A 25,781-nucleotide genomic window follows, 5' to 3' on the forward strand; every position below is an offset into this window, starting at 1 on the left:
ACAGATGTAAGACAGGCGCTTGCTTGCCACGGAACGGCGGGCGAGGTGTCATTCAGAAGGGAAGCATCGATGCATAGAGGAACGAAATTGGTTCGTATGACGGGCCGTGTTCTGGCGACTTGCTTGTTGTTCGCCGCAGTGACGGCCTGTGGTAAATCCGAGCCGACCTACAGCGGGATTTCGGTCATGGGCCGGAACTATCTGCCGTACAACATGAATGGTTTCACCATCACCGACGCATACGGCAACAAGGCAAGCGGTGGCGGAGACGATCCGCCGGGCGCAGGTGGCGGCAGCGTCGCGTGTTGCTACACGCTCAAGGGCACCGAATTTACGGTCAAGTGGAAGTACTACGACGCAGATCGATGGACGATGGACGACTCGCATGCGCAGCAAGTCGAGACCAAGGTCGTGATGCCGTCGTCGGCCGTTCCCGAGAAAGTCGGCAGCCGGATTCTCGAAGTTCATTTCTATCCGGATCGTCACGTCGAGTTTCAGTTCCCCGGCCAACTGCTGGACGAATCGCGCATTCCGGTCGTGGATGTTTCCCGATGGATGGCGACGCACTATCAGGAGCAATTGGACAAGAAATTCGACGATACGGATGGACAGTCGCATCGGCGCATTGCGCGTGCCGTTGCGACGGCGTGGCTCAAATACCAGCTGACCGATCGGAACGACCTCGAGCAGTACGCGTATTTCAGTTTGCTCGTGAACAGTCGATTCGATGCGCATCCGGAAGTGCAGCGGATCTTGCGGGCTGCGGCCGGAAAGCCTGGTGCGTTCGCCAAGTCGATGCAATCGCTGCCGAAGAACGTATTGGCCGAACTGGCAAGCGGCAAGTTCAAGCCGTTGAACGTACCGACGATTCCCGACGGCCTGGTGCCGCCGCCGCGCGTAGAGGAGAAGCAGCATGGCTGAGAGAATCAAGCTCGATCCGGATGACGCGACACCGATGTCCACATACATGCAGCTTGTCTGCCAGGACGCAAACATGTATCCGAAAGGGGACTGTTTGCCATGTGGCGCGACGATCCGCATGGGATTTTTCTTCGATGCGTTTGGCAGAAGTCGCGATATTGACGACAAGTCGAGCTCGCAATATTCGAACATCTGCCGTTTGTGGGAAGCGCACCGCGACAACGATGACAGGCATCGGCCGGTCAATCAGTTCTGGTTCCGTTTCTATTATTCGGGACTGGGCACGCCGCTCAATGAGTCAGCCAAGGCCAATGAATGGATCAATGCGGGCGTAGCCGCGGCCAAGATGGGAGGCAAGAAGGCGTTGAGCGGAGCGGAGTCGGTCGCCAAGTCGTTCACGCGCGTCAATACGCCAATCAAACAGGCCAGCGTGAAAACGCGTGTCGACGATGTGAAGAAGCAGTTCATCGAGAACTTTCTCGAGGGGGATTTTTCGCTTCGGCCAATCGATAAGGCCTTCCAGGATCTTCGGAAGGATATCGAGCGCATTCCCGCTCAGGCGCGGCGCGTCATGAATGTGGTGAATGCGTCGCCGGAGCGATATTGGGAGCGCACCAAGGCGACCGGAACGCTGTTGTGGCGCAACGCGAAGAACGATTTCAAGAACAACGTCAAAGGCGCCCCGATGAAGGCGGGCTGGGCGGTTGCGCGAAGTCTGTTTGTCGGCATAGCGATGGAGAACGTGCCGATCGTGCGTGACAATTCCGTCATGGCCAAGGCTTTTGGGACGGGTGTCGATACGCGGTTGATCGCAGCCAAAGATCAGTTCGAAGAGGCGTACCACGCGGTCAAGAAGCAGATGCCGAAGGTTCGGGCCATCGAGGTATCGGTGTTCGGCGCGGACCGCGGGTGCGTGCTCGCGCGCGCGTTCATCAACGACCTGGCGGAGAAATACAAGCGCAGGGACGACATGGATCTTGCCATCGACGGCGTATCGATTCAGATCAAGTTTGTCGGCCTGCTCGATGCTGTTTCGTCGGCCATGTCGGAAGAGGCCGGCGAACTGATCGGCATGGTCCCGTATCTGGGGATGATCAAGACCAGCTACAAGGATCGAGCCCTGGGCATACCAGCCAGTGTGCAGCGCTGTGTTCATTTTGCCGCGGCGCACGAGATGCGCTTTTATCAGCGTCTCGACAGTCTCGAGAAGACCCGCGGCGAGCAATTCCTTTATCCGGGTACGAGTTGCGACGTCGTTGGCGGCGCCCCAAAGGGTTCGCTTGGCTTCAACGCCGAGTTGATGCGGATTCCTCTGCGAGACATGCTGCTGGAGGCGTTGAAGGCAGGGGCCGTCATGGATACGATGGAGGATCTGCGAGATAAGAAGCCGGACACCTTCCGGAAATTCACGATTGCACAGCCGATCAATGCAGACGGCAAGCAATATCGCATCAAGCAACTCGTCGATGCGTACTACGCCCTCGTCCCCCGCAAACCCGGCGCCGACTTCATGGAGCATTCGAAAGTCTTCATGCGCTGGATCTCGGCCCGCTATATGGACCCCGAATTCCGTCGCACGATCGCTGACCCCGTCGCCGACTGGAAGCGCAACATGAGCGACGCCGACCTGCAGCGCAAGACCGCGAAGTCGCAACTCGACTGGGAACTGCAGCGACAAGGCATCAACATGAGCATGCTGGCCAGCCGCAGCCCGGATGATCAGGCGAAGCTTCGGGGAATGAAGGCGGCGAGCGACGCGGCGCAAAAACGCTATGAGAAGTTGATCGCGGAGGCGCCGAATGACTATTCGACGGTGTGGGAGCGTCTCGAAAAGGAAGCGGCAAAGAAGCTGCGCAGCGCGTCGTACCAGGACGGCTGGAAGCAATCCGCGGAGCACATCCGAAATCTGCCGGAAACGTGGGATTCTGATAACAAGGTCAGCGCGGCTACGGTCGAGGCCGCTATGCTGCCCGAAGCTGAAATGGAGCTCGTGTCAGCCTGGAAGGAGGGTATCGAAGGCAAGCATCCGCTTCCGGCGGAAGTCATAGCACTGTTCGACATGCTCGTCCACGACACACTGCTGACGAGCTGGCAGGACCATGTGCTGGCGCCGTCACTGTACTTCCGGACACGCGACAAGGATACGTTCGGGTCGAGTGATCTCGACAAGGAAGCGAAACAGCGCAAGAAGGACGACCTCGCCGCCGCCCGTATCGACCAGGCCGCCAAGCAGAGCCAGGAATGGGCGAAAAGGTACAAGGGCGGCGCGACGCCTCCCGTTCATTGACGGCCGGTAGTCGCCCATGAAAAACGGGCGGCGACAATTCCCGTCGCCGCCCGCATCGGGTGATCGCCCGCCGGCTCGCGATGGAGCCGGCCGCCCCCCGCAAATTTACTGCCCCACCCGAAACTCGATCCGCCGATTCCGTGCCCGCCCATCCGCCGTATCGTTCGGCGCGATCGGCTGATCCGGCCCGACGCCCGTCGTCGTCATCTGCTGCGGCGGAATGCTCTTCGTGATCAGGTAGCCCTTCACCGAATCCGCGCGCGCCTGGCTCAGCGCGATGTTCGACGTGCGGTTCCCCGAGTTGTCGGTGTGGCCGATGATGTCGACCGTGCGGTTCTGCATCTTCGCGAGTGCGGCCGCCATCTGGTCGAGGATCAGCTTGCCCTGCGGCGTGAGCGTCGCGCTGCCCGTCTCGAACTCGATCGTCCGGTTCGCGAGCGTCTGGTCGAGCACGCCCTGTTCGGACGCCGACACGCGCAGCCCGTTCTTGATCGTATACGTCGGGTTCAGCGTGTTCGCCATGTCGCTCGCGAGCTGCTGGCGTTGTGCCTCGTTGTGCACCTCGCCCTTCATCTCGATCTGCGTGCCGTTGATCTTCAGCTGCCCCTTGCTGATCTGCTTGAGCTGCGTGCCGAGCAGCTTCTGCACGTTCGCGCTCCAGTTCGGCGGCGTGGCGACGTCGCCCACCTCGATCTGGTCGACGACGTTCGTCGCGCCGTAGGTATCGCGCAGCTTCTGCAGCACGGCGGCCTTGGTCGCCTCGTCGGGCACCTTGCCGCCGACGACCACCTGGCCGGGCGTCGCGGTCGCGGGCGGCGGCGTGACGGTGTTCGCGGTGCCGGCCGTGCCGTGCACGACGGCGCCGGACGCCGTCCCCGGCGCGGCGCCGGGGTTCGCGGACAGCGCGGTGGTCGCGACCGTGCCGTTGCCGACCGGCGTGACGGTCGCGCCGGTGTTCTGCGCGAAGGCCGCGCCGCCGGCGAAGAGCCCGGCAGCGAGGAGGGCGGCGACGGCGGGCGAGCGCGCGGCCGAAAAGCATGCGCGCCGGGCTTGAATCGTGCGATGCATCCCGTCAGCCTCCGATGAACGCTTCGCGGAACGCGTCGATGGCGACACGCAGCGAGAGTTGCGGTTGGTCGAGGTAGCTGACGAGCTTGCTGATCTGGTGATCGTTTTGCGCATGGGCGTCGATCCACTCGGGATCGTCGATGTCGATGTTGTGGGCGGCGTAGGTCTGCGGGTCGACGACGCTCAGCAGCGTCTTCGCCGACGCGCCGTTGAAGCCGATGATGAGCCGTTCGCGCTCGGCGATCGTGCCGATGAAGATCGCGAGCTCGAAGTCGGCCTGCGCGACGAACGGCGCGATCAGTTCGAGCCAGAACGCGGCGACGAGGCTGCGATAGAACGGATCGACCGGCAGCGGCAGCGTGAGGCCGCGCTCGATGTGCGACGAGCCGCTCTGCATCACCGGCCGCAGCAGCGAGCCGAGCGCGAGCATCGCGCCGCGCAGCCGCACTGGATGACCGCTTTCCAGCAGCATCTCCTGGAGGCCGTGCAGCGTCTGGTGCTCGACGAAATCGTTGAAGGTGCCGTCATGCGACGTGCCGGGGCCGCCGATGTCGATCGGCACCTGCGTGTCGCCGAGCGCCTGCAGCGCGCCGGGCGGCTCGTCCTTGCCGAGCAGCGGCGGGATCTGCGTGGCGACGCGCGACCACAGCCGCGCGAACGCGAGCGGGCTGCGCGCGAGGAACGCGAGCGGCCGGTCGACCTCGAGCGCCGTTGCGCCGAGGAACGGGAAGCGGCGCATCGACACGTCGTGGCTCGCGACCATGTGGCCCGCGATCGCGAGCTTGCTGCGCGAGCCGAGGAACGCGAAATGCATCGGCTTCGCATCCTCGTAGACGAGCTTCCAGCGCGGATCTTCCGCGAGCAGCTCGAGCGCCTGCGCGATCCAGCGGTCGAGCGTCTGCAGCAACTGCGGGTTGTGCGGGCTCTTCACGAAGTCGCCGCGCGACGGAATCTTGCCGAAGTAGGCGATCTGCGCCTGTACGGTTTGCGTCATTGCGCCCCCTGGGCATGCGTTGCGTTGGCGGCCGCGACGGCCGGCGCTGCGGCCGGCGTGCCCGTGCCGGCGGTCTGGGTTGCGTTCTGCGCGGCGCCCGCGCTCGCGTCGGCGACCGAAGACGGCAGTTGCAGGCCGCGCAGGCTCTGCTGCTGCGGCTGGTCACCGCCGCCGCCGGACGGTTGCGACGTGCTGATGATGCGCATCGTCACCGACACGTTCACGCTGCCCTGCGCCCACGTCAGGTCGAAGGTGCCGTCCGGACGGCGCTTGCGTTGCGCCGAGTTGATCAGCTTCTCGAGACCGTAGCGGCCCGGCTCGTTGACGAGCTGCACCGTGCGGCCGTCGAAGGTCGTCGCGGACAGCGTCGCGCCCGGCGAGCCCTGCGGGTTCGGCCACACGAAGTTCGTCCACTGCGGCGGTGTGTTGCGGTAGCGCAGCTGCTGGCCGTCGATCGCGATCGTGTATTCCGTCGTGCCCGTGCTCGGCTGCGGCAGGATCTGGAACACGGTCTGCGGCTCGGACGAAGCGGCGGCGCTGCCTGCCGCACCGCCGGCGAGCGGCGCGACCCAGCGTGCGAAGCCGTTCGTGAAGTCCGGCGTGAGGCCGATGCCCATGTCGCCCCACGTGCGGGCGGCGAGGGTGTCGCCGCGGCGCACCGCGAGCGGCCCGAGCGTCGTGCCGACGAACTTCGCGATCGAGCCGTCCGGACCGAACACCTGCGCGATTTCACCGGCGCCGGCCTCGACCTTCGCGCTCGCCGCGAACGGGTACTTCGTCGCGAGCGAGTTCTGGAACGGCTGGTAGACCTGCGCGTTCCACACCTTGTTGACTTCGGCGCTGGCCGGCTGGATCACGACCGCGAACGCCTGCATCAGCGGCCGCACCAGCAGCGGACGCAGCGACTTGCGTTGCGAATCGGTGAGACCCGTCAGCATCTGCTCGTCGACGAGCTTCAGCGAATCGGCGAGTTCCGACCCGTTGCCGTCGAGCGTCTGCTGCATCAGCTGGCGTGCGCCCGGGCCCGGGTCGCCCTGGTTCTTGATCACGTTGAAGCGCGTGCGAACCTTCGACAGCGATTCCATGTAGCCCTTGAGCATCGACGTGCCGTCATGCAACGCGACGATCCGCGCGAGCCCGATGAACTCCTGGCCGATCGGACCCATCGGCACCTCGGCCGGATTGCCGTTGATGTCGATGTTGGCGGCCGCCACCTGGCCGGCCGGCGAGCGCGAGAACAGTTGCTTGACCCAGTTCACGACGCCTGTCTGCGCCTTCTTGATCGTCACGTTCGCGAGCGACGGGTTGTCCCACGAGGTCTGGTCGTACGCGGTCTCGAGGATCTTGCGGATCGGCGAATCCTGCGGGTCGCCGAGGCGGTTCATCCCGTCGACGGCCTGGCCGAAGCTGCTGAAGCCCTGCACCGCGATGCCCTGCATGAACTTCTGCCAGTGCTGCGCGTACTCGGTCTTGTACATGCCGACCAGCGTCTTCTGGATCTGCTCGGGGCTGCCCTCGAGCGTCAGGTCATCCTGCGTCGACGTGTTCAGCACCCAGTCCTTCGCCTGCAGTTCCTTGGTCGCCGCGTCGCGGATCGCCGGCTGCACGTAGTCGAACCACGCTTCGCGCGTGAACGTGCCCGGGATCGCGTAGCTGCCGGCCACGAGCCCCTGGTTGCCGTCGCCGACGATGCGCGCGATGGTCATCGGCGCGAAGCGGGTCGACGCGCGTGCCTTGATTTCCTCATAGACGCGCTGGCGGGCCGGCATCCCGCGCACGACGTGGCGCAGGTTCTCGCGGGTCTGGTCGACGAGCGCGAGGTTCGCGTCGATCATTGGCCAGTCGTTGTCGTTCACGCGGGCGAGGTAGAACGAGATCATGCGCTCCGCGCTCTTGATCATCTCGTCGCGCGGCATGTTGCCGCGATTCGTCTCGAGCCAGCCGCGCCAGAAGCGGGCGAGCTGGTCGGTCAGGTGCGCCTGCTCGACGTGGCGCTTGTCGGACAGCATCAGGTACGTCTTGAGCGCGTTGTACGCGTCCTGCACGTTGGTCGGCGACGCATCGCTGTAGAGGCCGCCCTGCGGTGCGGCCGGCTGCTGCGCCGCGGCCGGCGCGGCGCCGGACGCGGCCAGTGCGGCACCGGCCTGCGGCGCGGCGCCCGCCGCGTTCGTCGAGACCGGCATCGTGCCGCCCTGCACGGCGCCCGATTCGGGCGGGCGCGTCATCGGCACGAGCTGCTCGGGGTGCGCGTTCACGTCCTTCATGAACGACGCGAGGTTCTGCGACACCGGGGCCAGCAGGATCTGGCGCACGCCGTTGTAGTACTCGGTCAGCAGGTGCTGCTCGAGACGGTCGCCCTGGTACAGGCCGAGCGACACCGAAATCGGCTTGTCGCGGCGGAACTGCTCGAGTTGCTCGATCCGGTCCTCGAGGATGTCCATCGCCTGCAGGCGCGACTGCAGGTCATTGCGGCCCTGCTGCAGGCGCGTGACGTTGTCGAGGTCGGCCTGCACGTTCGCGACGAGCTGCTGGTTGCCGATCGTCGACCAGGTCCAGCCGCCCAGCGCGAGCGCGAGCGCCGCGACGAAGCCGAAGAAGGTCGCGTAGCGCAGCCGCGTCTTGGTCGGGCTCGCGAACTGCCGCACCGTCTGGCGGTCCGCGAAGATCACCTTCGAGAACAGGTCGCGCAGGAAGAAGCCGTTCTTCGAGAACGCACTGTGCGGCTTCGGCAGCGCGGCGCCGTCGAGGCCGAAGCGATGCGCGATGCGCTGCGCGGCCGCGCTGTTGGTTTCGCCTTCCTGCAGCGCGCTGGTGAAGTAGAAGCCGCGGAAGATCGGCTTGTACTGGAACGGGTTGTTCTCGAACAGCGTCGCGAGGAATGCGCGCAGCGACGGCTTGATCGTCGAGAATTCGAGCGGGAAGCTCAACTGGCCCGGCGACAGCTGGTTGCCGCGCGACAGCGACAGCTGCGCGACGCTGATCTCCTTCAGCCCTTCGTAGAGTTCCTCGAAGTGCGTGTCGAACTGCGCGACGACGTCACGCTTGTCGTCGGGTTCGTAGGGCAGGGTGGCGCCCCACACGCGGTCGTACTCGTGCTTGTCGCTGCTGCTGAAGAATTCGGTGAAGCCGGTGATGAGGTCGGCCTTCGTGAACATCACGTAGACCGGCGCGAACACTTCGAGCTTCTCCGTCAGCTCCTGAACGCGCTGGCGGAGGTTTTTCGCGAGGTTGATCGCGAATTCGGGGCGGTTGCCGGTGAGTTCGGCGATGCTCGCGGTGACGATGATGCCGTTGATCGGCGCCTTCGGGCGGTAGCGCTTGAGCAGGCCGAGGAAGCCGAGCCACTCGCTGCGGTCTTCTTCATGCACCGAATAGCGGCCGGCCGTATCGAGCAGGATCCCCTCGGTCGTGAAGAACCAGTCGCAGTTACGCGTACCGCCGATGCCGTGGATCACGGCGCTGTTCTTGTCCGCGAACGGGAACTGCAGGCCGGAATTGAGCACGGCGCTGCTCTTGCCCGCGGCCGGGTTGCCGATCACGATGTACCACGGCAGTTCGTACAGCGCGGAGCCGCCCGACACCTGGCCGATCTTCGACGTCTTGATCGTCTTCACCGCATCCGACAGGCGCGTGCGCAGCACGTCGAGGTCGGCCGTCTTCGCGTCGGGGGCGAGCGCGGCGGCGGCGGGCGCGGCGATCTTGCCGGTTTCCGCCTGCTCTTCCAGCACCTGGCCGAGCTGCTGGTTCGCGCGCTTCACGCGCCAGCGGCGCCACAGCGCGACGACGAGCCACAGCGCGAGGATCGCCGCGAAGGCGATCGCCGCCCACAGGAGCGGCAGCTGCAGCATGTCGGCGACGATGAAGAGGATGGCCGCTAGCGCGACGATCCCGACGATCGAGAGCGTACGCGGATGAGTCAGCACGTTGAGGATGCGTTGCATAGGACGTTCAGGTTCCGGTGCGATTCGATGAGGCGACGCAGGCGCGCCGAGCGGCAAGGGTGGCGCCGCGATGTGTCGCCATGCTGTCAAACGGGATGAAGGGGGCTGGCATCAATGCGCCCGCGGCATCGGAGAAGGCGCGCGCATTAACGAAAGGACGCTGTGAGATTTAAAACGGAAGCGGCGGCCGGAAAAAATCGCGCACCGGAATGCATGATTTTTTGCGCCGCCCATATCGTTTCCTGCCGGGATATTAAAAAGCCCCATGCCGCCCTCATTATTTCCTGTCCGGCAGCCCTGGCTAGCTGCCGCGTCCCAGTTTAAAACCGGGTTTATGGTATTCCACGTGCCCGAGATCCATCATTTTCCAGCGGCCCCCCCAGGTCAGGCCAACCTGTTCGGCGACCTGGCCATACAACTGGTAGCCGCGCATCGCCCACGGATCTTTCTCGGAGATGACCAGCTTGCCGTCGCGCAGGAATGCGTTGTCGGCCGCCAGCCCGAATTGGTGATAACTCTGGAAGGCGGCCGCGTTGGTCACGTTGGTGCCCATCTGCGCCAGCCGGTTCTGCCGTTCCGGGCTCCGATAACCTTCCAGCAACGCCATTTCATAACCATATTGTTCGTGCATGATCTTGTAGACCAGCAGCAAACGCGTACGGAAATCCGGATCCAGCAAGTTCCAGTCGCGGCTCGCATCCTTCAGCGCCGGGCGTACCTGTTCGACTTCCTTGGTGGCGAAGACTTCCGGCGGCAGCGGCGGGGGCGGCACGAGTTGTTCGCCCTGCAGCAGCGCGGCGATCTTCTCGTCGGGCACGCGCGCCGTGTCGTCGTACTGGAACAATTGCCGGCCGCGTAACGCAATGGCGACCAATGGCGGCGTCGCAAGAATACCTGCCGATACCATAATCATCAAGCGCCGGCGAACCAGTAAATTTTGCACGTCGTTTAAAGCGCCGCGCGTAGCGCTTGCCGATTTAACAATCTGACTTCGCGTACGCGAGGCGCGATCGTTCGCGCGGCGCGTTAGACGGCCGTGAAACTGGGCGACGGATTCGAATACGGTCGCGCGGATACCCGGTAAAAGCAACAGTGCCGCAACCGCTACGGCAAGGGCGAAATAGGCGACGAGTGCGACGGCAATCAAAGAAATCCCCGGAAATTGGAATTGATTGTGTTTTGCAATGCTTGCTCTTAGAATCAGGCTGCTTCGAGAGGCCGGGCTATATTATCGCGGTGAATTAAACCAGGATTCAATGAGACGCTGAATGAGTGCGCCGGAAAATTCAAATTCGAAATCTCCGCCCAGCCTGCTGTCCGATACCAAACCGGCAGGCGACGGAGCTCAGCAGTCGCGCATTCTCGCGAATCTGGAAGGACGTGTCACGCCGCCGGCCGAGGCGCCGCGCCGTTCGCTGAAGGCGCCGATCGCCGCCGTCGTGGCCTTGGTGGTCGCCGTCGGCGGCTGGGGCGCATGGCGCATGCAGCATGCGGGCGAGCAGGCCCCCGCCGTCACGGCCGAGGCTGCGCCGGCAGCCGCCGCACCGGCGAAGGCCGCGGCGGCCAGCGATGCCGCCGTGCAAGTCGCGCAGAATGCCGCGTCCGCCGCATCCGCCGCGCAACCGGCCACGATCGTCAACGACGACGCAGCTTCCCGAACCGTTGCATCCGCATCGTCCGCGTCCGCCGCGGACAACAGCCGCCTGTCGCGAGCGCTCGCCAATGGCGCCGACGACGCATCGGGTGCGGCCACGGCCGGTGCGGCGGCCGCCGCCGCTGCCGCGACGACCAAAACCGCGAAGGCCGACGCCGCCAAGCCCGACGCCGCGAAGGGCGCGAAGGTCGCCGCGCACGGCAAGACCGATACGAAGGCCGACACGAAAGCCGAGGCCCGCAAGCGTCACAAGGAACAGCAGGCCGAGCTCGCGCAGGCGAAGAAGCATCGCGACGCGACGCCGGCCCGTACCGCGAAGGCGGGCGGCAAGGACGATCCGGATGCGGATCTGCTCGCGGCGCTCGTCGCGCGCACGAAGCCGGCCGACAAGAAGCTCGCCGCGCAGAAGGCGCAGGCCGTGCCGACCAAGACGGCCGCGACGACCGGCTCGCTGGCGTCGCGTGTGAAGGAGTGTTCGGAGCGCGGTTTCTTCGAGGATCAACTGTGCCGCTGGCGCGTCTGCGATGGTCACTGGGGCAAGGACCCCGCGTGCCCGAGCGCCGCGCAGTCGGAGACGCGGCAGTAACGCGTCCTGCGCGTGTCGACCCGCCGCACCTGCGCCGCCCGTTGGGCGGCGCGTTGCTTTTGGGGGCCGCGGAATCGGACGGTATGATGCGGCGTGACGCTGTCACCGGCGCGTCATGCCCGTCGGGCATACGTCTCCTTTCCATTTCCGGCGCGGGCGCGCGACCCGTTTTGCGCGGCGCGCCGTGCGCAGCACGACCTTCGACACGATGGACCTGATCGTACAGACTTACGGCGCCGATACGTCCGGCATGGTGTGCGGATTCCGCTTCGTTCCCGGCGGCTCCGGCGCGACGCTCGATGCGGACTCGGCTGCCGCGTGGCTGCGCACGTGCCGCGAGCATGCTGCGGCGTCGGACGATTTCGTCTGGCTGCACTTCAATCTCGCGCACGGCGCGAGCGAGCGCTGGATGCGCACGCATCTCGAGCTGCCCGACAGCTTCTTCGAATTCCTCCACGAAGGCTCGCGCTCGACGCGCATCGAGCAGGAAGACGGCGCGCTGCGCGCGATCGTCAACGACGTGATGTTCAACCTCGAACTGACGCCGTCGGAGATCGCGACGCTGTTCGTCCACGTCGAGCGGCGCATCATGGTCACCGCGCGGCTCAAGCCGCTGCGCTCGGTCGACACGCTGCGCGCGTGCGTGCGCGACGGCGAGCAGTTCAGGTCGCCCGCGGAACTGCTCGTGCACCTGCTGCGCGACCAGGCCGACCTGCTGATCCAGATCATGCGGCGCACGAGCGTCGACGTCGACCGCATCGAGGATCGCTTCCTGTCGCAGCGGCTCACGTCGAGCCGCATCGAGCTCGGCGCGATGCGCCGCACGCTGACGCGCCTGCAGCGCATGCTCGCGCCCGAGCCCGGGTCGATCTTCCGGCTGCTCGCGAAACCGCCCGCGTGGCTGCATCTGGAAGACGTGCAGGAGCTGCGCGAATCCACCGAAGAGTTCTCGCTGGTGCTCGCCGATCTGGCCGGGCTCAACGAGCGGATCAAGCTGTTGCAGGAAGAGATCGGTTCGCGTCTCGACGAACAGAACAACCGGACGCTGTTCACGCTGACGCTCGTGACCGTGATCGCGCTGCCGATCAACATCGTCGCCGGCTTCTTCGGGATGAACGTCGGCGGCGTGCCGTTCTCGGAGAACAAGCACGGCTTCTGGCTGATGGTGCTGCTCGTCGCGGGTTTCACGGCGCTCGCCGCGTGGTGGGCGTTCCGCCGGCGCGATGATCGCTAGTGCCACCGGCGCCGCATCGACACGTCAGCGCAGCAGCGCGATCACGCGTTCGCCGATCACCATCCCGAGCAGGCCCACGAGCGCGACGAGCGGCGGGGCGGGCGAGCGCACGTGCAGCAGTGCGTACACCACGCCGACGCCGAGGCCCACCGCGAGCGAAGTCACGTAATCCATCATGGCGGTCTCCCGTGTGGTCCGGCGTCAGGGCTTGAGGATGACGCGCTCGCGCGCACCGGCCAGCACCGCGCGATACGCGTCGTGTGCGCGCTCGAGCGGGTACACGTAGTCGTCGCCGATCGGGAACGGGCGCAGCGTGCCGTTGCCGAAGCCGGGCGCGAGCGTGTCGAGGATCTGCGCGACCGTGGCGCCGCCGAGCTGCAGCGAATCGACGCCCACGAACGTGTGCTGGCCGCGATAGAACGCGAAGATGTCGAACGGCACGCTGCGGTCGATCGTCGAGATGAAGATCTGCCGCGCACCGATCGCCATCGACGCGTTCGCCGCTTCGAAGTACGGGCTGCCCACCGTGTTGTAGACGATGTCCGCGCCGTGGCCGCCGGTTGCCGCACGTACCGCGTCGGCCACCGGTTCTTTCGACGCGTCGATCATGTGCACGTCGCCCGATGCGTGGCCGCGATAGCCGCCGGCGCTGCGCTCGACGCCGATCACGGTCGCGCCGTGCGCGCTCGCGAGCTGGATCGCCGCCTGGCCGACCTTCCCGTTCGCACCGAACACGAGCACGACGTCGCCGGCCGTCGGCATGCCGGCGCGGCGCAAGCCTTCGTACGCGGTGACGAACGGCACGCCGACGCCGGCCGCTTCGTCGAGCGTCAGCACGGCGGGCTTGCGGCGCACCAGGGCCGCGTCGAGCACGAGCCATTCTGCATGCGAGCCGTCGCGATGCACGCCGAGATCGCCACCCGAGCCCCACACCGGCGCGCCGATCCAGCCGTCCGGGCCGCTGCGCACGATGCCGGCCCAGTCGCGCCCGGGCGTGCGCGGCCATACCGCGTGCGGCATGCGGCCGAGCGCGGCTTTCACGTCGCTCGGGTTCACGCCGGCCGCGCGCACCTCGATCAGCATCTGGCCGTCGGCCGGGACGGGCGGGTCGATTTCCCTGACGCGCGCGTCGAGCGACTCGATGTCGGCGGCGGGGGCGTCGAAGCGGATGCTGCGCATGATGATCTCCGTGGCGGATGGCTGTCGCGCGGCCCGATGGGGGCGGTGCGTGCAGCGAGTGGAAAGGATGCATGCAGTCTAGTCGGCCCGGTTTGACGCGGAAACGCGCAAAGGCGGATGATTGCTTTGCGTTAAACGCATAGCCAATTTCGAAGGCACCGAATGGACGACTTTCTTTCCCCGCATCTGGCGCTGTTCGTCGACGTGGTCGACCAGCAGAGCTTCTCGGCGGCCGCGCGCCGGCTGGGTGTCGCCGCGTCGTCGGTCACGCGGCGCATCGACCGGCTCGAGACGCAGCTCGGCATTCGCCTCCTGCATCGCACCACGCATGCGCTGCGGCCGACCGAGGCCGGGCAGTTGCTGTACGGGCGCGCGACGCGGATGCTGGCCGAGCTGCGCGGCCTGCAGGAAGACCTGCACAGCCAGCACGACGAGCCGAGCGGGCTGCTGCGCGTCGACTGTCCGGCGCCGTTCGGCCGCCGGCATCTGATGGCCGCGCTGGCTGCCTTCATGCAGCGTCATCCGGCGCTGCAGGTCGACCTGGTGCTGACCGACAGCATGGTCGACCTGCAAGGCGCGCGGCTCGGCTCCGACGTCGATCTCGCGGTGCGCATCGGCCCGCTCGAGGACACGCGCTTCGTCGCGACCGTGCTGGCGCCGCAGCGGCGCGTGCTGTGCGCGAGCGCGGCGTATCTCGCGCGGCGCGGCGAACCCGAGTCGCCCGACGCGCTCGCCGGCCACGATTGCCTCGCCTGGCACGGTGCGCCGCCGCCGGGCGCATGGCGCTTCGGCGAGCGTCGCCACGTGCCGGCGCAGCCGCGGTTTCGCAGCAATCATTCGGAAGCGTTGCTCGAAGCCGCGATCGACGGGCTCGGTCTCGCGCACCTGCCGACCTGGCTCGCGGGTGACGCGCTGCGCGACGGGCGCTTGCGCGCGGTGCTGCCGCGGTTCGCGGCGGCGCCGGAGCCGGCGACGATCCACGTGTTGCGCCAGCAGGCGCGCGGCACCGCGCGCGCGTCGCGGCTCGTTGCGTTTCTCGCGACGTGGTTCGCGCAGCCGGCATGGGATGCCGCGTGGGCATGACGGCGGGCGGGTGCCCGTGCCGAAAGAAAAAAGGGCCTCGCATGCGAGGCCCGTCAAAGGTCGGAGAAACCGGTACGCCGGCCGGCAGCCGCAGGCTGCGCGGCGCCGGCCGGAGGCGCACCGTTACTGCGTCACTACCTTGCGCGGCTTGAAGATGCCCTGGTAGTGAAGTGCCGGGCGTTCCTTCGTCACCGGCTCGAGGCCGCCGAAGGTCGGCGTCTGGCGCAGCTTCATCGCGGCCGGCGAAGCGACCGAGCCGATCGACGTCGAGCGCGAGGCCGGCGCGAGGTTGTTCGCGACGAGCAGTGCGGCCTCGCTCTTCAGGTTCGCGAGCAGGACCGGATCGGTCGAGCCGTTGACCTGCGTGAGCAGCCCGCTCCAGGCCGCGTCGCTGTAGTTCACGACGTAGTAGTCGAGCCCGCTCGGGTCGGCGACCACGCCCGTGCAGCCGTCGACGCGCGTTTGCGTCTGCGTGTCCTTCAGCGCGAGCGTCGTGCGTTTCGCGAGACCCTGGCCGTACGCGAGCGTGATCGGCACCGTCCATTGCAGGCCCGGATACGCGTTCTTGTTCGGGAACGGCTGCTGTTTCAGCGTGATGACCGTCTGGTTCTTCGTCAGGTCGCACTGCGTGTCGAGCGAGATCAGCGGCACGCCGGTCTGGCGGACGTAGCTGTCGCCGATCGCGCCGATCGCCTGGCCGCTTTCCTTCGACAGCGCATCCCACAGACGCTTCGGCGTACCGTTGCCGAACGAGTAGTCGACCAGGTACTGCTGCAGACCCTTACGCAGCGTCTGTTCGCCGAGATAGTTCTCGAGCGTCTTCAGCACGTGGCCGCCCTTGTCGTACGTGAACGCGCTGGCGCTCAGCACGAAGTCGTTCGACGCCCAGCCGTTGAAGTTCGGTGCGACCGGGAACGCGTTCGGGCCGATGTCACGATTGATCACGCGGTACTTGTTCTTCACCTGGTCGAGCCAGCTGAACTCGTCGGGGAAGAACTGGATCGTCGTCTTCGTCTCGAAGAACGTCGCGAACGACTCGTTGAGCCACACGTTGTCCCACCAGTCGGCCGTGACCAGATCGCCGAACCACTGGTGCGCGACTTCGTGCGTCAGCACCTCGTTGCCGTAGTGCGACATCGGCTGGCCCGGCTGCGGCAGGATGTCGTCGGCGAACTCGAGGATCGATCCCCAGTTCTCCATCCCGCCGAAGTTCAGGTCCTTCTGCTCCTTGAACGCGTCGTTCGCGGCCACCGTGTCGAACTTCGTGAGCGGCAGCGCGATGCCCGTGTAGCGGTAGTAGAAGTCGAGCGCCTGCTTGGTGCGGTCCATCGCCGGCTTCGCCCAGTCGCTCATGCCCGGCGGCGTGAACACGCGCAGGTGCAGGCCGCCCTTGCCGCCCGGCAGCGGGCTCGTGAAGTCGTCCTCGTAGGTGTCGAACAGGCCGCCGCCGAAGAACAGCAGGTACGACGGCATCGGCGGGGTCTTCTCGAACTGCACGAGCTTGTAGCCGCCGCCGACGTTGGTCGACGGTTTCTCGGCCGCGTTCGACACGACCCGCCAGCTTTGCGGCACTTCGGCCGTCACTTCATAGGTCGGCCGGAATGCCGGTTCGTCCCAGCCCGGGAACCACTGGCGCGACAGGTTGGTTTCGCCTTGCGTGAGGATCGCGCCGCTCGTCTTGCCGTCGGTGCCCTTCAGGTCGACGCGGAAGACGCCTTCCGCGGCCGAGCAGCCCGGGTACGGATCGTTGCCGCAGCTGCCGCCGGTGTGGTTGACCGGATCGTCATACGACTTGAAGTTGATGATGCCCGACCATTCCATGTGCAGCGAATAGTTGCCCGGCGAGATCGTGCCGCTCACGGGGCGCAACTGGTAGAAGTCGCCCTTGTCCTGCGGCGTCGCGATCAGCTGGATGTTGCCCGGCTGCAGCGTGATGCGGCCGTTCGTGAACTTTATCCGGTGGCCGGCGATCACGATGTTGTTGACCGGCTTCAGCACCTTGATCTCGACGTCGGCACGGCCGTCGAACGCGTTCAGCGCGTCGTTCGGGCGGAACCACAGCCGGTAGTTCACGGGTACCACGGTGTCCGGCAACTCGACAGGCGAGACGCTCTTGTCGACGTTGGATGCGCTCGGCGGCGCGGTGACGGTGGGCGACGAGCCCGAGTGCGGCGCGCCGGCGGAGCTGAGCGCGGACGCCGAGCCCGCGCCGCCGTCGTCGCCGCCGCACCCGGCTAGCGCGAGCGCGGCGACGATCGGCAGATAACGCATCTTGCGAATGTTGATCGACATGACTGAAACCTCGATTGTTGAAAGAATCGTTCAGTGCTGCGAAAACGCCGGCAAAAACAATCCCCTCGCCGTTAATCAACAGCGATGAAAATGCCAATGACGGATTATTCGAAAAGACGGCGGCCGACTACGTGAAGGTAATCATGGTTTACTGCCCCCTCTGGATTTCCGGATGTCGGTTAACTTGCCGGTTCAAAATGGCCGGGCGCGTGTTGTACTGAATTGATTTCGCGCGCACGACACGGAGCCGCACGCCCTGGGCGGGCGTGCTTTCCCCTTTGAACAGACGACCTACGGGGCTGGCCGGGCCTCGTCGCAGGATGGCAGGAAGGCGTGTCGCCGTTCCGTAAAATCACCGTCATGCGGCTTCAAGGTTTGTCGGCTTGCTCGAAGGATGCGTAAATATACTTGATGGTTTTAGGTAAAGGAAACGAAAAATTTAGAAATTGCATCTATTGAATTCGCCGTGCGTCATTGAATGCTGGGAGGCATTAATGCGCTTTCCGTTTGGCATTTGTTTTCGTAGTTTTAATCTATTAACGATCTCGCGTGGCTGCGAAAACTACGAAACCCGGCGTACCGGGGCGTGCTCGGTACAATGCAGCGACGATCCGCTCACCGATTGCCGCGAGGAGGTTCTCCCATGCCACGCACCTTGTTCCGTATCGCGCCGCTGCGCGCCGTGCTGCTGCTGTTCGCCGCCGTGCTCCTGCTCGGCGGCTGCGCGGGGCTGACGCGCGACCCGGTGCGCGTGACGGTCGCCGGGCTCGACCCGCTCGTCGGGCAGGGCCTCGAGATGCGTTTCAGCCTGAAGCTGCGCGTGCAGAACCCGAACGACGCGCCGATCGACTACGACGGCATCTCGGTCGCGCTCGACCTGAACGGCACGCCGTTCGCGAGCGGCGTCAGCGATCGCTCGGGCACCGTGCCGCGCTTCGGCGAGGCCGTGCTCGACGTGCCGGTTTCCGTGTCGGCCTTCGCCGCCGCGCGGCAGGCGTGGAACCTGCCCGGCGCGGCCGCGAACGGCGCGCTGCCGTATGCGCTGCGCGGCCGGCTTGCGGGCGGCGTGCTCGGCACCGTGCACTTCAACGATGCCGGCACGCTGCGCCTGCCCGCGATGCCGGGGTGGGGCGGCTGAACCCGGCGAGCACGGCGGCGCGCGGCGCGGGCCGGCCCCGCGCTTTGCCGCGCGGGCAAAGCGCGGTAAGGTGTGAGCCGCGCGGCGCCCGCAATAGAGTCGCGCCGCCCGTTGAAGCCAACCGTAACCGAGTTCGCGTGACCGATTTCCCTGTTTTCCACTGGACCGACGCCGACGGCGCCGAACATGCCGTGCGCTGGCGCTCCGAAGCCGGCGTGCAACCGCCGAAGCGCGCGGTGCCTGCCGACGACCGCCTCACCGCCGACGCGGCCTACCGTCTCGCCTGCGAGGGCACCGCGCTCGTCTGGCAGGGCGATTTCCAGAATGCGCGCCAGCTCGTGCAGGCGATGGCGCGCCGTGTCGAGCGCAAGCCGAAGAAGGCGAAAGCCGCGGCCGGCGTCGACGCGTTCAACCTGCATCGTCTCGCGCAGTCGCAGCGCGCCCGCACGCTCGGCATGCTGCTGATCCCGCTCGAGGCCGACTACACGATTCCGCTGCGCCGCGCGCCCGACGTGCGTGCCGCATGCGAAGAGGCGTACGGGCCCGGCGGCGCGCCGTCGGTCGTGTCGCTGCGCGAACTGCTCGGCCTCGTCGGTGCGCACGAATGGCGCAAGAAAGGGGTGCCGATCCCGGCGCTCGGCGGCGCGCCGATCCATCCGCACTACGGCGTGTTCTCGCCGGTGCGCGGCGAATACGTCGAACTCGTCGCGCGCGCGCCGCTGCCGGCGACGTCGCTCGCGTTCGACATCGGCACCGGCACCGGCGTGCTGGCGGCCGTGCTGGCGTCGCGCGGCGTCGAGCGTGTCGTCGCGACCGACCAGGACGCACGGGCGCTCGCCTGTGCGCGCGAGAACGTCGAACGGCTGGGCCACGCGGATCGCGTCGAAGTCGTCGAGGCGGATCTGTTCCCGGCCGGCCGTGCGCCGCTCGTGGTCTGCAACCCGCCGTGGGTGCCGGCCCGGCCGAGCGCGCCGATCGAATACGCGGTCTACGATCCGGACAGCCGCATGCTGCGCGGTTTCCTCGCGGGGCTTGCCGCGCACCTCGAACCGGGCGGCGAAGGCTGGCTGATCCTGTCCGATTTCGCCGAGCATCTCGGCCTGCGGCCGCGCGACACGCTGCTGCAATGGATCGACGAAGCCGGCCTCGTCGTGCTTGGCCGCGACGACATCCGTCCCGCTCACCCGAAGGCGATGGATGCCGACGATCCGCTGCACGCGGCCCGCCAGGCCGAGGTCACGTCGCTCTGGCGGCTCGGCGCACGAGCCTGACCGCGCATTTTCGGTAAACTGTCGCCATTCCTCACGAATTCCCGCCGCCGGGCCGTGGTCGACCGACCGTGGCCCGGCGCCGCATCACGATGTCGAACAAGACCCACGAAATCCGCCCGGAGCAGTCCGTCGAGCTGCTGAAGGAACTGCACATCCTCACCCGCGACGGGAAGCTGAACCAGGACAGCCGTCGCAAGCTGAAGCAGGTCTATCACCTGTTCCAGTTCATCGAGCCGCTGCTCGCCGGCGTGCAGGCCGAGCGTGGCAGCGTGACGCTCGTCGATCACGGCGCCGGCAAGTCGTATCTCGGCTTCATCCTGTACGACCTGTTCTTCAAGCAGCAGCCGGGGCACGGCACACCGGCGTTCGCGTCGCACGTGTACGGGATCGAGACCCGCGAGGAGCTCGTCACGCGTTCGGCCGAGCTTGCCGCGCGGCTCGGGTTCGGCGGCATGTCGTTCCTGAACCTGTCGGTCGCCGATTCGATCACGTCGCCGAAACTGCCTGAAACGGTCGACGTCGTCACCGCGCTGCACGCGTGCGACACGGCGACCGACGACGCGATCCGTTTCGCGCTCGCGAAGCGCGCGCAGCACATCGTGCTGGTGCCGTGCTGCCAGGCGGAAGTCGCGGGCGTGCTGCGCAAGAACAAGGGCAAGTCGCTCGCGAACGCGCTGACGGAGGTGTGGCGGCATCCGCTGCATACGCGCGAATTCGGCAGCCAGATCACCAACGTGCTGCGCTGCCTGCAGCTCGAAGCGCACGGCTACCAGGTCAGCGTGACCGAGCTGGTCGGCTGGGAGCATTCGATGAAGAACGAGCTGATCATCGCGCAGTACAAGAACCTGCCGCGCCGGCGGCCCGGCGAGCGGTTGAACGAGATCCTCGGGATGTTCGGGCTGGCCGAGCTGAACGCACGCTTCTTCGTGCCGGAGGCCGCGGCCGCGGGCGGCGAGGTCGTCGAACCGGCCGCCGGCTGACCTGCGCGTGGGCGGGCGCGTCGCGTGCGGCGCACGTTGTACGCCGCCCGTCGCACGTTACACGCCGTCCGTTGCACGTCGCACGTTACACGCCGTCCGTTGCACGTCGCGTCAGACGTCGTCGCCCGGCCGGCGCATCCATTCGCGCCAGCCGTCATGGCCGAGGCGCCGCAGCGTTTCCTGATTCCTTTCGTAGATCGCGGACGCGTCCGGGAACGCGTCGACCGCGCGCGCGATGCTGTCCTCGCGCAGCAGGTGCAGGATCGGGTACGGCGCGCGGTTCGTGTAGTTCTCGATGTCGTCGGGCTCGCTGCCCTCGAACCGGTAGTCCGGATGGAAGCTCGCGATCTGCAGCACGCCGTCGAGCCGCAGTTGCCGCACCATCCGGTCGGCAAAGAACAGCGCATCGTTGTAGTCGATGAAATCGGCGAACGCATGCGGGAAGATCACGAGCGTCGTGTCGATCTGCTGCGGGTCCGCCGCGTCGAGCGCGCGCAGTTCCGTTTCGAGTTCGGCGAGCGCGTCTTCCAGCGTCGTCGCTTCGCTGATCGCGTAGCGCACCTGTTCCTTCACATAGACGCTTTTCGCGAACGGGCACAGATTGAGCCCGATCACCGCGCGCGCGAGCCAGTGCCGCGTGGCGGCGAGGATGTCGTCGTGCGATTCGGGGCGGGTGTCGGTCATCGTGAAACCAGTCGGGCGGAAGGGCGGCGAGGGCCGCATTGTAGCGGGCGCGCCGTCACGCGCAGGCGGCTTCGATCAACTGCGTGACGAGCGCGGGCGCGACGCCGATCGGCGTTTCGCCGTGCCGGTAGGTCTGGCTTGCCGCGTAGATGCCTTCGATCACCAGCGCGAGCGAGTCGGCGAGCGCCTGCGGCTGCCGCGCGCCGGCGTCTTCGCATAGCGCGGCGAGCCGCTTCATCAGCTGTTCCTTGTTCTGCGCGACGCGCTCGCGCGCCGGGTGCGACGCATCCGGGAATTCGGCCGCGACGTTGACGAACGGGCAGCCGCGGTAATCCTGCTGCGTCGCGCGCTCGGCGAGATCGACGAAATACTGGATCAGCTGCGCTTTCGGCTGGCCCGGGTGCTTCGCGACGCTCGTGTTGAAGCGGTCGAAGAAGCACGCATCCATCCGCTCCAGGTACGCGAGGATCAACTCGTCCTTCGACGAGAACTGGCGATACAGGCTCATCTTGTTGACGCCCGCGCGCTCCACCACCGCCTCGACGCCCACCGTGCGAACGCCTTCCTTGTAAAACAGCTCCTCGGCGGCGCGCAGCAGGTGCTCCTGCGCGGTGGCGCCGTCGATCGGCCGGCGCGTGCGGCGCGGCAGCGGTTTGGCGATCTCGATGCCCGACATGATGACCCTCGACTGCATATTGGATTGCTTGACATGTTACCGATTGGTCACTACGATCGCAACACACTTGTGACCGGTCGGTAACAAAGCAGACCGGATCAACAGACAAATGCCAAGCGTCGGCCCGGGTCAGCCGATGCAGCGTGCGGCGGAGGTGGCCTGGCAGGGCGAGCGGCGCGGGTGCGGAGGCACCGGAGCCGCCAACTGGAGAATGCGAAGATGAACTGGGCGGTGACACGAATCGGCGGGCGCTTCCACTACGGATGGCTCGCGGCGGCGGTGGTATTCCTGATCCTGCTGGCGGCGGCCGGCACGCGCGCGACGCCGAGCGTGCTGATGGTGCCGCTCGAGCGCGAGCTCGGCTGGAGCCGCGCGGCGATTTCGCTGGCGATCTCGGTGAATATCGCGCTGTACGGACTGACGGGCCCGTTCGCGGCTGCCGCGATGCAGCGCTTCGGGCTGCGTCCGACCATTCTCGCCGCGCTCGTGACGATGAGCGCGGGCGTCGCGCTGTCGTCGATGATGACGCAGAGCTGGCAGATGGTCGTGATCTGGGGCCTGATGGTCGGCTGCTCGACGGGCGTTGTCGCGCTGACGCTGTCCGCGACCTTCGTCACGCGCTGGTTCCATGCGCGGCGCGGCCTCGTGATGGGGATCCTGACCGCGAGCACGGCCACCGGCCAGCTCGTGTTCCTGCCGATGCTCGCGGCGATCGCGCAGCGCCATGGCTGGCGGCCGGTCGTGCTGGTCGTCGCGGTCGCGGCCGCGATCGTGATTCCGCTCGTGGCGTTCCTGTTGCCCGAGCGGCCGGCCGACGTCCAGCTGCGCCCGTACGGCGAACCGGCCGATGCGCCGTCCGCCCCCGAGGCGACGAAGGAGAACCCGCTCACGGTCGCGTTCCGCACGCTGCTGACGGCGAGCCGTTCGCGCGATTTCTGGCTGCTGTTCTTCAGCTTCTTCATCTGCGGCGCGAGCACCAACGGTTACGTCGGCACGCACCTGATCGCGATGTGCAGCGACTACGGGATGACGGAAGTGCAGGGCGCGTCGCTGCTCGCGGCGATGGGCGTGTTCGACCTGTTCGGCACGACGCTGTCGGGCTGGCTGTCCGACCGCTACGACAACCGCGTGCTGCTGTTCTGGTACTACGGGCTGCGCGGGCTGTCGCTGATCTACCTGCCGCACGCGTTCGGGGTCGATTTCTTCGGGCTGCCGCTGTTCGCGATGTTCTACGGGCTCGACTGGATCGCGACCGTGCCGCCGACCGTGCGGCTCGCGACCGACGTGTTCGGCAAGGCCGCGGCGCCGGTCGTGTTCGGCTGGATCGTCGCCGGCCACCAGCTCGGCGCGGCGTTCGCGGCGCTCGGCGCGGGGCTGCTGCGCGCGAGCCTCGGCACCTACACGATCGCGTCGATGATCTCGGGCGGGCTGTGCATCGTCGGCGCGCTGATCGTGCTGCGGATCAACCGCGGCCCGTCGCGCGCAGCCGCGCAGGCGGCCTGAGCGCGGCAATCCGATGGCCCGGCCGGCCGCGCGACGGATGGCCGGGCAATGCACGCACGGAGATTTGCATAGCGCGGGAGGATCGGGCGCGCATCGGCTCAAGCGGGTATGCTTGCGGTTCGCCAGGGCGTTCGCGCCCCTTCATCGATGTCAGCGAGGAACCGCATGTCCGTCAAACCTGCTCCCACCACTGTTTCGATTCACGACCTGATCGCGGGCCGCTGGAGCCCGCGCGCGTATTCGGATGAAGCCGTCAGCGCCGGCGATCTGCACGCGGTGCTCGAAGCCGCCCGCTGGGCGCCGTCCGCGTACAACGCGCAGCCGTGGCGCTTCATCGTATTCGACCGCACGCAGGACGAAGACGCGTTCAAACGCGCGTTCGCGACGCTGGTGCCGTTCAACCAGGGCTGGAATGCGCCGGCGCCCGTGCTGATCGCGGTGACCGCGCACACGCTCACGCCGAAGGGTGAGCCGGCTCCCACCGCGCTGTACGACGCGGGTGCCGCCGCGATGTCGCTGGTGCTGCAGGCGCACGCACTGGGCCTGGCCGCCCACCAGATGAGCGGCTTCGACGCGAAGGCGTTCCGCGATGCGTTCGCGATTCCGGCCGACGTCGCGATTCCAGCGATCATCTCGCTCGGTCACTACGGCAACGTCGACAAGCTCGATCCGGTGCTGCGCGATCGCGAGAAGGCGCCGCGCACGCGCCATGCGATCGGCGAGGTCGTCTATGCGGGCGCGTGGAAGAAGGGTTTCGACGCGGTAGCCTGACCTGCCTGGCGGACGGGCTGCGTCGCGCATCCCGCCCGCATCGCTCTCCGGCGCGCCAGGTTGCGCGCCGCCGCCTCCCGGGCCCATTGCGCGGGACTGGTGGCCGGCCCCGGTTGTGATCCCGCGGGCTTCATGTTAAAAAGCCCGTCCTTTCCGTTTTCGCGCCGGCCCTGCTGCGGCAACTTCCCATGACTTACTGCGCGATCGATTTCGGCACGTCCAATTCCGCCGTGGCGCTGCCCGACGGCGACGGCATGCGCCTCGCGCCCGTCGAGGGCGACCACCTGACGCTGCCCACCGCGATCTTCTTCAACAACGACGAAGAGACGGTCGAATACGGCCGTGCGGCGCTGGCTTCCTATATCGACGGTTTCGACGGCCGGCTGATGCGCTCGATGAAGAGCATCCTCGGCTCGCCGCTCGCGGAAACGACGACCGATCTCGGCGACGGCAGCGCGATCGCGTACACCGAAATCATCGCGCGCTTCCTGACGCACCTGAAGCGCAAGGCCGAAGCCCGCGCGGGCGCGCCGATCGGCCGTGCGGTGCTCGGCCGGCCGGTGTTCTTCGTCGACGACGATCCGCGCGCCGACCGCCTCGCCCAGGACCAGCTCGAGGCCGCCGCGCGATCGGTCGGCTTTGCGGACGTGCAATTCCAGTACGAACCGATCGCGGCCGCGTTCGACTACGAGTCGCGCCAGCAGGCGGAGCGCCTCGTGCTCGTCGCCGACATCGGCGGCGGCACGTCCGACTTCTCGCTGGTGTGCGTCGGGCCCGAACGGATGGCGCGGCTCGAGCGCAAGGACGACGTGCTGGCCCACCACGGCGTGCACGTCGCGGGCACCGATTACGACCGGCGTGTCGAGCTGGCGGCGATCCTGCCCGCATTCGGCTACCGTTCGCTCGACCCCGAAGGGCGCGAGTTGCCGAACAAGATCTACTTCGATCTCGCCACCTGGCACCTGATCAACACGGTCTACACGCCGAAGCGGCTCGGCGAGCTGAAGCTGATGAAGCACCTGTACCGGGACGTGCAGCAGTACGACCGGCTCACGAGCGTGGTCGAGCAGCGGCTCGGGCATGCGCTGATGGCGCGTGCGGAAGAAGCGAAGATCGGCGTCGCGGCGGGCGGGGAGACGATGATCGACCTGAACGACGTGGAAGAGGATCTGCAGATCGCATTCGATGCCGACCGGCTCGTCGACGCGAGCCGCGACGACACCGCACGCATCGTCGACGCCGCGCGCGAGACGGTGCGGCTGGCGGGCGTGGCGCCGCGCGATGTCGGCGCCCTGTATTTCACCGGTGGCTCGACGGGGCTCGCGTTCCTGTCGGGCGCGCTCGCGGGTGCATTCCCGGATGCGCAACCGGTGTTCGGCGACCGCCTCGCGAGTGTCGCGACGGGCCTCGGCATTCACGCGCAGCGATTGTTCGGTTGAATGCGGGCGGCTGAAAGGCCGCGATGCCGGTCGACCGGCGCCGAAAAACAAAAAGCCCCGCCGAAGCGGGGCTTTTTTCA

General features: G+C 66.8%; 20 protein-coding genes. 11 read left to right on the forward strand and 9 right to left on the reverse strand.

The window, feature by feature from the left end:
* Positions 1-69 precede the first annotated feature (69 nt).
* Both CFB39_RS02245 and CFB39_RS02250 read left to right on the forward strand, forming a co-directional pair.
* Positions 70-921: a DUF3304 domain-containing protein gene (locus CFB39_RS02245; RefSeq protein ID WP_089472052.1), complete on the forward strand. Its 852-nt coding sequence runs from the start codon at positions 70-72 to the stop codon at positions 919-921.
* The gene (locus CFB39_RS02250) at positions 914-3,208 is read left to right on the forward strand and encodes a DUF2235 domain-containing protein (protein WP_089472053.1); all 2,295 of its coding nucleotides are present in this window, start codon (positions 914-916) and stop codon (positions 3,206-3,208) included. Before CFB39_RS02245 ends, CFB39_RS02250 begins: the two co-directional genes overlap by 8 nt.
* A gap of 105 nt (positions 3,209-3,313) precedes the next feature.
* Here the strand turns inward: CFB39_RS02250 and CFB39_RS02255 are convergent, their stop codons facing one another.
* From CFB39_RS02255 to CFB39_RS02270, 4 genes are all read right to left on the reverse strand, one after another.
* Positions 3,314-4,276, reverse strand: coding sequence for an OmpA family protein (locus CFB39_RS02255; protein WP_089472054.1), 963 nt, complete (start codon positions 4,274-4,276; stop codon positions 3,314-3,316).
* Positions 4,277-4,280: 4 nt separating this feature from the next.
* Positions 4,281-5,270, reverse strand: a complete 990-nt coding sequence (gene tagF, locus CFB39_RS02260) for a type VI secretion system-associated protein TagF (RefSeq protein ID WP_069246999.1) — start codon at positions 5,268-5,270, stop codon at positions 4,281-4,283.
* Positions 5,267-9,211 carry a type VI secretion system membrane subunit TssM gene (gene tssM / locus CFB39_RS02265; protein WP_089424365.1) on the reverse strand — a complete coding sequence of 1,315 codons (3,945 nt, stop codon included), beginning with the start codon at positions 9,209-9,211 and terminating at the stop codon, positions 5,267-5,269. The genes tagF and tssM overlap by 4 nt, the downstream gene beginning before the upstream one ends.
* Positions 9,212-9,512: 301 nt before the next feature.
* Entirely contained in the window at positions 9,513-10,358 is an 846-nt protein-coding gene (locus tag CFB39_RS02270) for a M15 family metallopeptidase (protein ID WP_069247001.1), read from the reverse strand.
* A gap of 121 nt (positions 10,359-10,479) precedes the next feature.
* Between CFB39_RS02270 and CFB39_RS02275 the strand changes: the two genes are divergently transcribed.
* Together CFB39_RS02275 and CFB39_RS02280 are read left to right on the forward strand one after the other, a co-directional pair.
* The gene (locus CFB39_RS02275) at positions 10,480-11,451 is read left to right on the forward strand and encodes a phage tail protein (protein WP_089472055.1); all 972 of its coding nucleotides are present in this window, start codon (positions 10,480-10,482) and stop codon (positions 11,449-11,451) included.
* Between the two features lie 208 nt (positions 11,452-11,659).
* Positions 11,660-12,685, forward strand: a complete 1,026-nt coding sequence (locus CFB39_RS02280; RefSeq protein WP_089472097.1) for a transporter — start codon at positions 11,660-11,662, stop codon at positions 12,683-12,685.
* A gap of 24 nt (positions 12,686-12,709) precedes the next feature.
* Here CFB39_RS02280 and CFB39_RS02285 read toward each other — a convergent pair whose 3' ends face one another.
* Together CFB39_RS02285 and CFB39_RS02290 are read right to left on the reverse strand one after the other, a co-directional pair.
* The gene (locus CFB39_RS02285) at positions 12,710-12,859 is read right to left on the reverse strand and encodes a DUF1427 family protein (protein ID WP_241026249.1); all 150 of its coding nucleotides are present in this window, start codon (positions 12,857-12,859) and stop codon (positions 12,710-12,712) included.
* A 27-nt stretch (positions 12,860-12,886) separates the two neighbouring features.
* Positions 12,887-13,864 (reverse strand): zinc-binding alcohol dehydrogenase family protein, encoded by a 978-nt coding sequence (locus CFB39_RS02290; protein WP_089472057.1) that lies wholly within the window; start codon positions 13,862-13,864, stop codon positions 12,887-12,889.
* A 162-nt stretch (positions 13,865-14,026) separates the two neighbouring features.
* Here CFB39_RS02290 and CFB39_RS02295 point away from each other — a divergent pair, with 162 nt between their 5' ends.
* Positions 14,027-14,947 carry a LysR family transcriptional regulator gene (locus CFB39_RS02295; protein ID WP_089472058.1) on the forward strand — a complete coding sequence of 307 codons (921 nt, stop codon included), beginning with the start codon at positions 14,027-14,029 and terminating at the stop codon, positions 14,945-14,947.
* Between the two features lie 123 nt (positions 14,948-15,070).
* Here the strand turns inward: CFB39_RS02295 and CFB39_RS02300 are convergent, their stop codons facing one another.
* Positions 15,071-17,239 carry a M1 family metallopeptidase gene (locus tag CFB39_RS02300; protein ID WP_089472059.1) on the reverse strand — a complete coding sequence of 723 codons (2,169 nt, stop codon included), beginning with the start codon at positions 17,237-17,239 and terminating at the stop codon, positions 15,071-15,073.
* A 643-nt stretch (positions 17,240-17,882) separates the two neighbouring features.
* Here CFB39_RS02300 and CFB39_RS02310 point away from each other — a divergent pair.
* The 3 genes from CFB39_RS02310 to CFB39_RS02320 all read left to right on the forward strand — a co-directional run bounded on the left by CFB39_RS02310 (position 17,883) and on the right by CFB39_RS02320 (position 20,628).
* Positions 17,883-18,377: an LEA type 2 family protein gene (locus CFB39_RS02310; RefSeq protein ID WP_089424371.1), complete on the forward strand. Its 495-nt coding sequence runs from the start codon at positions 17,883-17,885 to the stop codon at positions 18,375-18,377.
* A gap of 137 nt (positions 18,378-18,514) precedes the next feature.
* Positions 18,515-19,648: a class I SAM-dependent methyltransferase gene (locus CFB39_RS02315; protein ID WP_089472060.1), complete on the forward strand. Its 1,134-nt coding sequence runs from the start codon at positions 18,515-18,517 to the stop codon at positions 19,646-19,648.
* A gap of 89 nt (positions 19,649-19,737) precedes the next feature.
* Complete coding sequence (locus CFB39_RS02320; protein ID WP_089424408.1) at positions 19,738-20,628, forward strand: SAM-dependent methyltransferase; 891 nt, start codon at positions 19,738-19,740, stop codon at positions 20,626-20,628.
* Positions 20,629-20,739: 111 nt separating this feature from the next.
* On the opposite strand, the gene CFB39_RS02325 is transcribed toward CFB39_RS02320, so the two are convergent.
* Both CFB39_RS02325 and CFB39_RS02330 read right to left on the reverse strand, forming a co-directional pair.
* Positions 20,740-21,312: a DUF1415 domain-containing protein gene (locus CFB39_RS02325; protein ID WP_089472061.1), complete on the reverse strand. Its 573-nt coding sequence runs from the start codon at positions 21,310-21,312 to the stop codon at positions 20,740-20,742.
* A gap of 55 nt (positions 21,313-21,367) precedes the next feature.
* Positions 21,368-21,988, reverse strand: coding sequence for a TetR/AcrR family transcriptional regulator (locus CFB39_RS02330; RefSeq protein WP_089472062.1), 621 nt, complete (start codon positions 21,986-21,988; stop codon positions 21,368-21,370).
* A 219-nt stretch (positions 21,989-22,207) separates the two neighbouring features.
* Between CFB39_RS02330 and CFB39_RS02335 the strand changes: the two genes are divergently transcribed.
* The 3 genes from CFB39_RS02335 to CFB39_RS02350 all read left to right on the forward strand — a co-directional run bounded on the left by CFB39_RS02335 (position 22,208) and on the right by CFB39_RS02350 (position 25,701).
* Entirely contained in the window at positions 22,208-23,491 is a 1,284-nt protein-coding gene (locus tag CFB39_RS02335) for an MFS transporter (protein ID WP_089472063.1), read from the forward strand.
* Positions 23,492-23,656: 165 nt separating this feature from the next.
* The gene (locus tag CFB39_RS02345) at positions 23,657-24,262 is read left to right on the forward strand and encodes a nitroreductase family protein (protein ID WP_089472065.1); all 606 of its coding nucleotides are present in this window, start codon (positions 23,657-23,659) and stop codon (positions 24,260-24,262) included.
* 188 nt (positions 24,263-24,450) lie between these two features.
* Positions 24,451-25,701 (forward strand): Hsp70 family protein, encoded by a 1,251-nt coding sequence (locus CFB39_RS02350; protein WP_089472066.1) that lies wholly within the window; start codon positions 24,451-24,453, stop codon positions 25,699-25,701.
* The last annotated feature ends 80 nt before the right edge of the window (positions 25,702-25,781 follow it).

Source organism: Burkholderia sp. AU6039, from assembly GCF_002223365.1.
Taxonomy (GTDB): Bacteria; Pseudomonadota; Gammaproteobacteria; order Burkholderiales; family Burkholderiaceae; genus Burkholderia.

Coding starts and splice junctions, on each gene's coding strand:
- CFB39_RS02275 (WP_089472055.1), top strand. CDS start 10,480: ATGAGTGCGCCGGAAAATTCAAATTCGAAATCTCCGCCCAGCCTGCTG.
- CFB39_RS02285 (WP_241026249.1), bottom strand. CDS start 12,859: ATGGATTACGTGACTTCGCTCGCGGTGGGCCTCGGCGTCGGCGTGGTG.
- CFB39_RS02295 (WP_089472058.1), top strand. CDS start 14,027: ATGGACGACTTTCTTTCCCCGCATCTGGCGCTGTTCGTCGACGTGGTC.
- tagF (WP_069246999.1), bottom strand. CDS start 5,270: ATGACGCAAACCGTACAGGCGCAGATCGCCTACTTCGGCAAGATTCCG.
- CFB39_RS02245 (WP_089472052.1), top strand. CDS start 70: ATGCATAGAGGAACGAAATTGGTTCGTATGACGGGCCGTGTTCTGGCG.
- CFB39_RS02335 (WP_089472063.1), top strand. CDS start 22,208: ATGAACTGGGCGGTGACACGAATCGGCGGGCGCTTCCACTACGGATGG.
- CFB39_RS02255 (WP_089472054.1), bottom strand. CDS start 4,276: ATGCATCGCACGATTCAAGCCCGGCGCGCATGCTTTTCGGCCGCGCGC.
- CFB39_RS02330 (WP_089472062.1), bottom strand. CDS start 21,988: ATGTCGGGCATCGAGATCGCCAAACCGCTGCCGCGCCGCACGCGCCGG.
- CFB39_RS02325 (WP_089472061.1), bottom strand. CDS start 21,312: ATGACCGACACCCGCCCCGAATCGCACGACGACATCCTCGCCGCCACG.
- tssM (WP_089424365.1), bottom strand. CDS start 9,211: ATGCAACGCATCCTCAACGTGCTGACTCATCCGCGTACGCTCTCGATC.
- CFB39_RS02290 (WP_089472057.1), bottom strand. CDS start 13,864: ATGCGCAGCATCCGCTTCGACGCCCCCGCCGCCGACATCGAGTCGCTC.
- CFB39_RS02300 (WP_089472059.1), bottom strand. CDS start 17,239: ATGTCGATCAACATTCGCAAGATGCGTTATCTGCCGATCGTCGCCGCG.
- CFB39_RS02310 (WP_089424371.1), top strand. CDS start 17,883: ATGCCACGCACCTTGTTCCGTATCGCGCCGCTGCGCGCCGTGCTGCTG.
- CFB39_RS02280 (WP_089472097.1), top strand. CDS start 11,660: ATGGACCTGATCGTACAGACTTACGGCGCCGATACGTCCGGCATGGTG.
- CFB39_RS02250 (WP_089472053.1), top strand. CDS start 914: ATGGCTGAGAGAATCAAGCTCGATCCGGATGACGCGACACCGATGTCC.
- CFB39_RS02350 (WP_089472066.1), top strand. CDS start 24,451: ATGACTTACTGCGCGATCGATTTCGGCACGTCCAATTCCGCCGTGGCG.
- CFB39_RS02345 (WP_089472065.1), top strand. CDS start 23,657: ATGTCCGTCAAACCTGCTCCCACCACTGTTTCGATTCACGACCTGATC.
- CFB39_RS02320 (WP_089424408.1), top strand. CDS start 19,738: ATGTCGAACAAGACCCACGAAATCCGCCCGGAGCAGTCCGTCGAGCTG.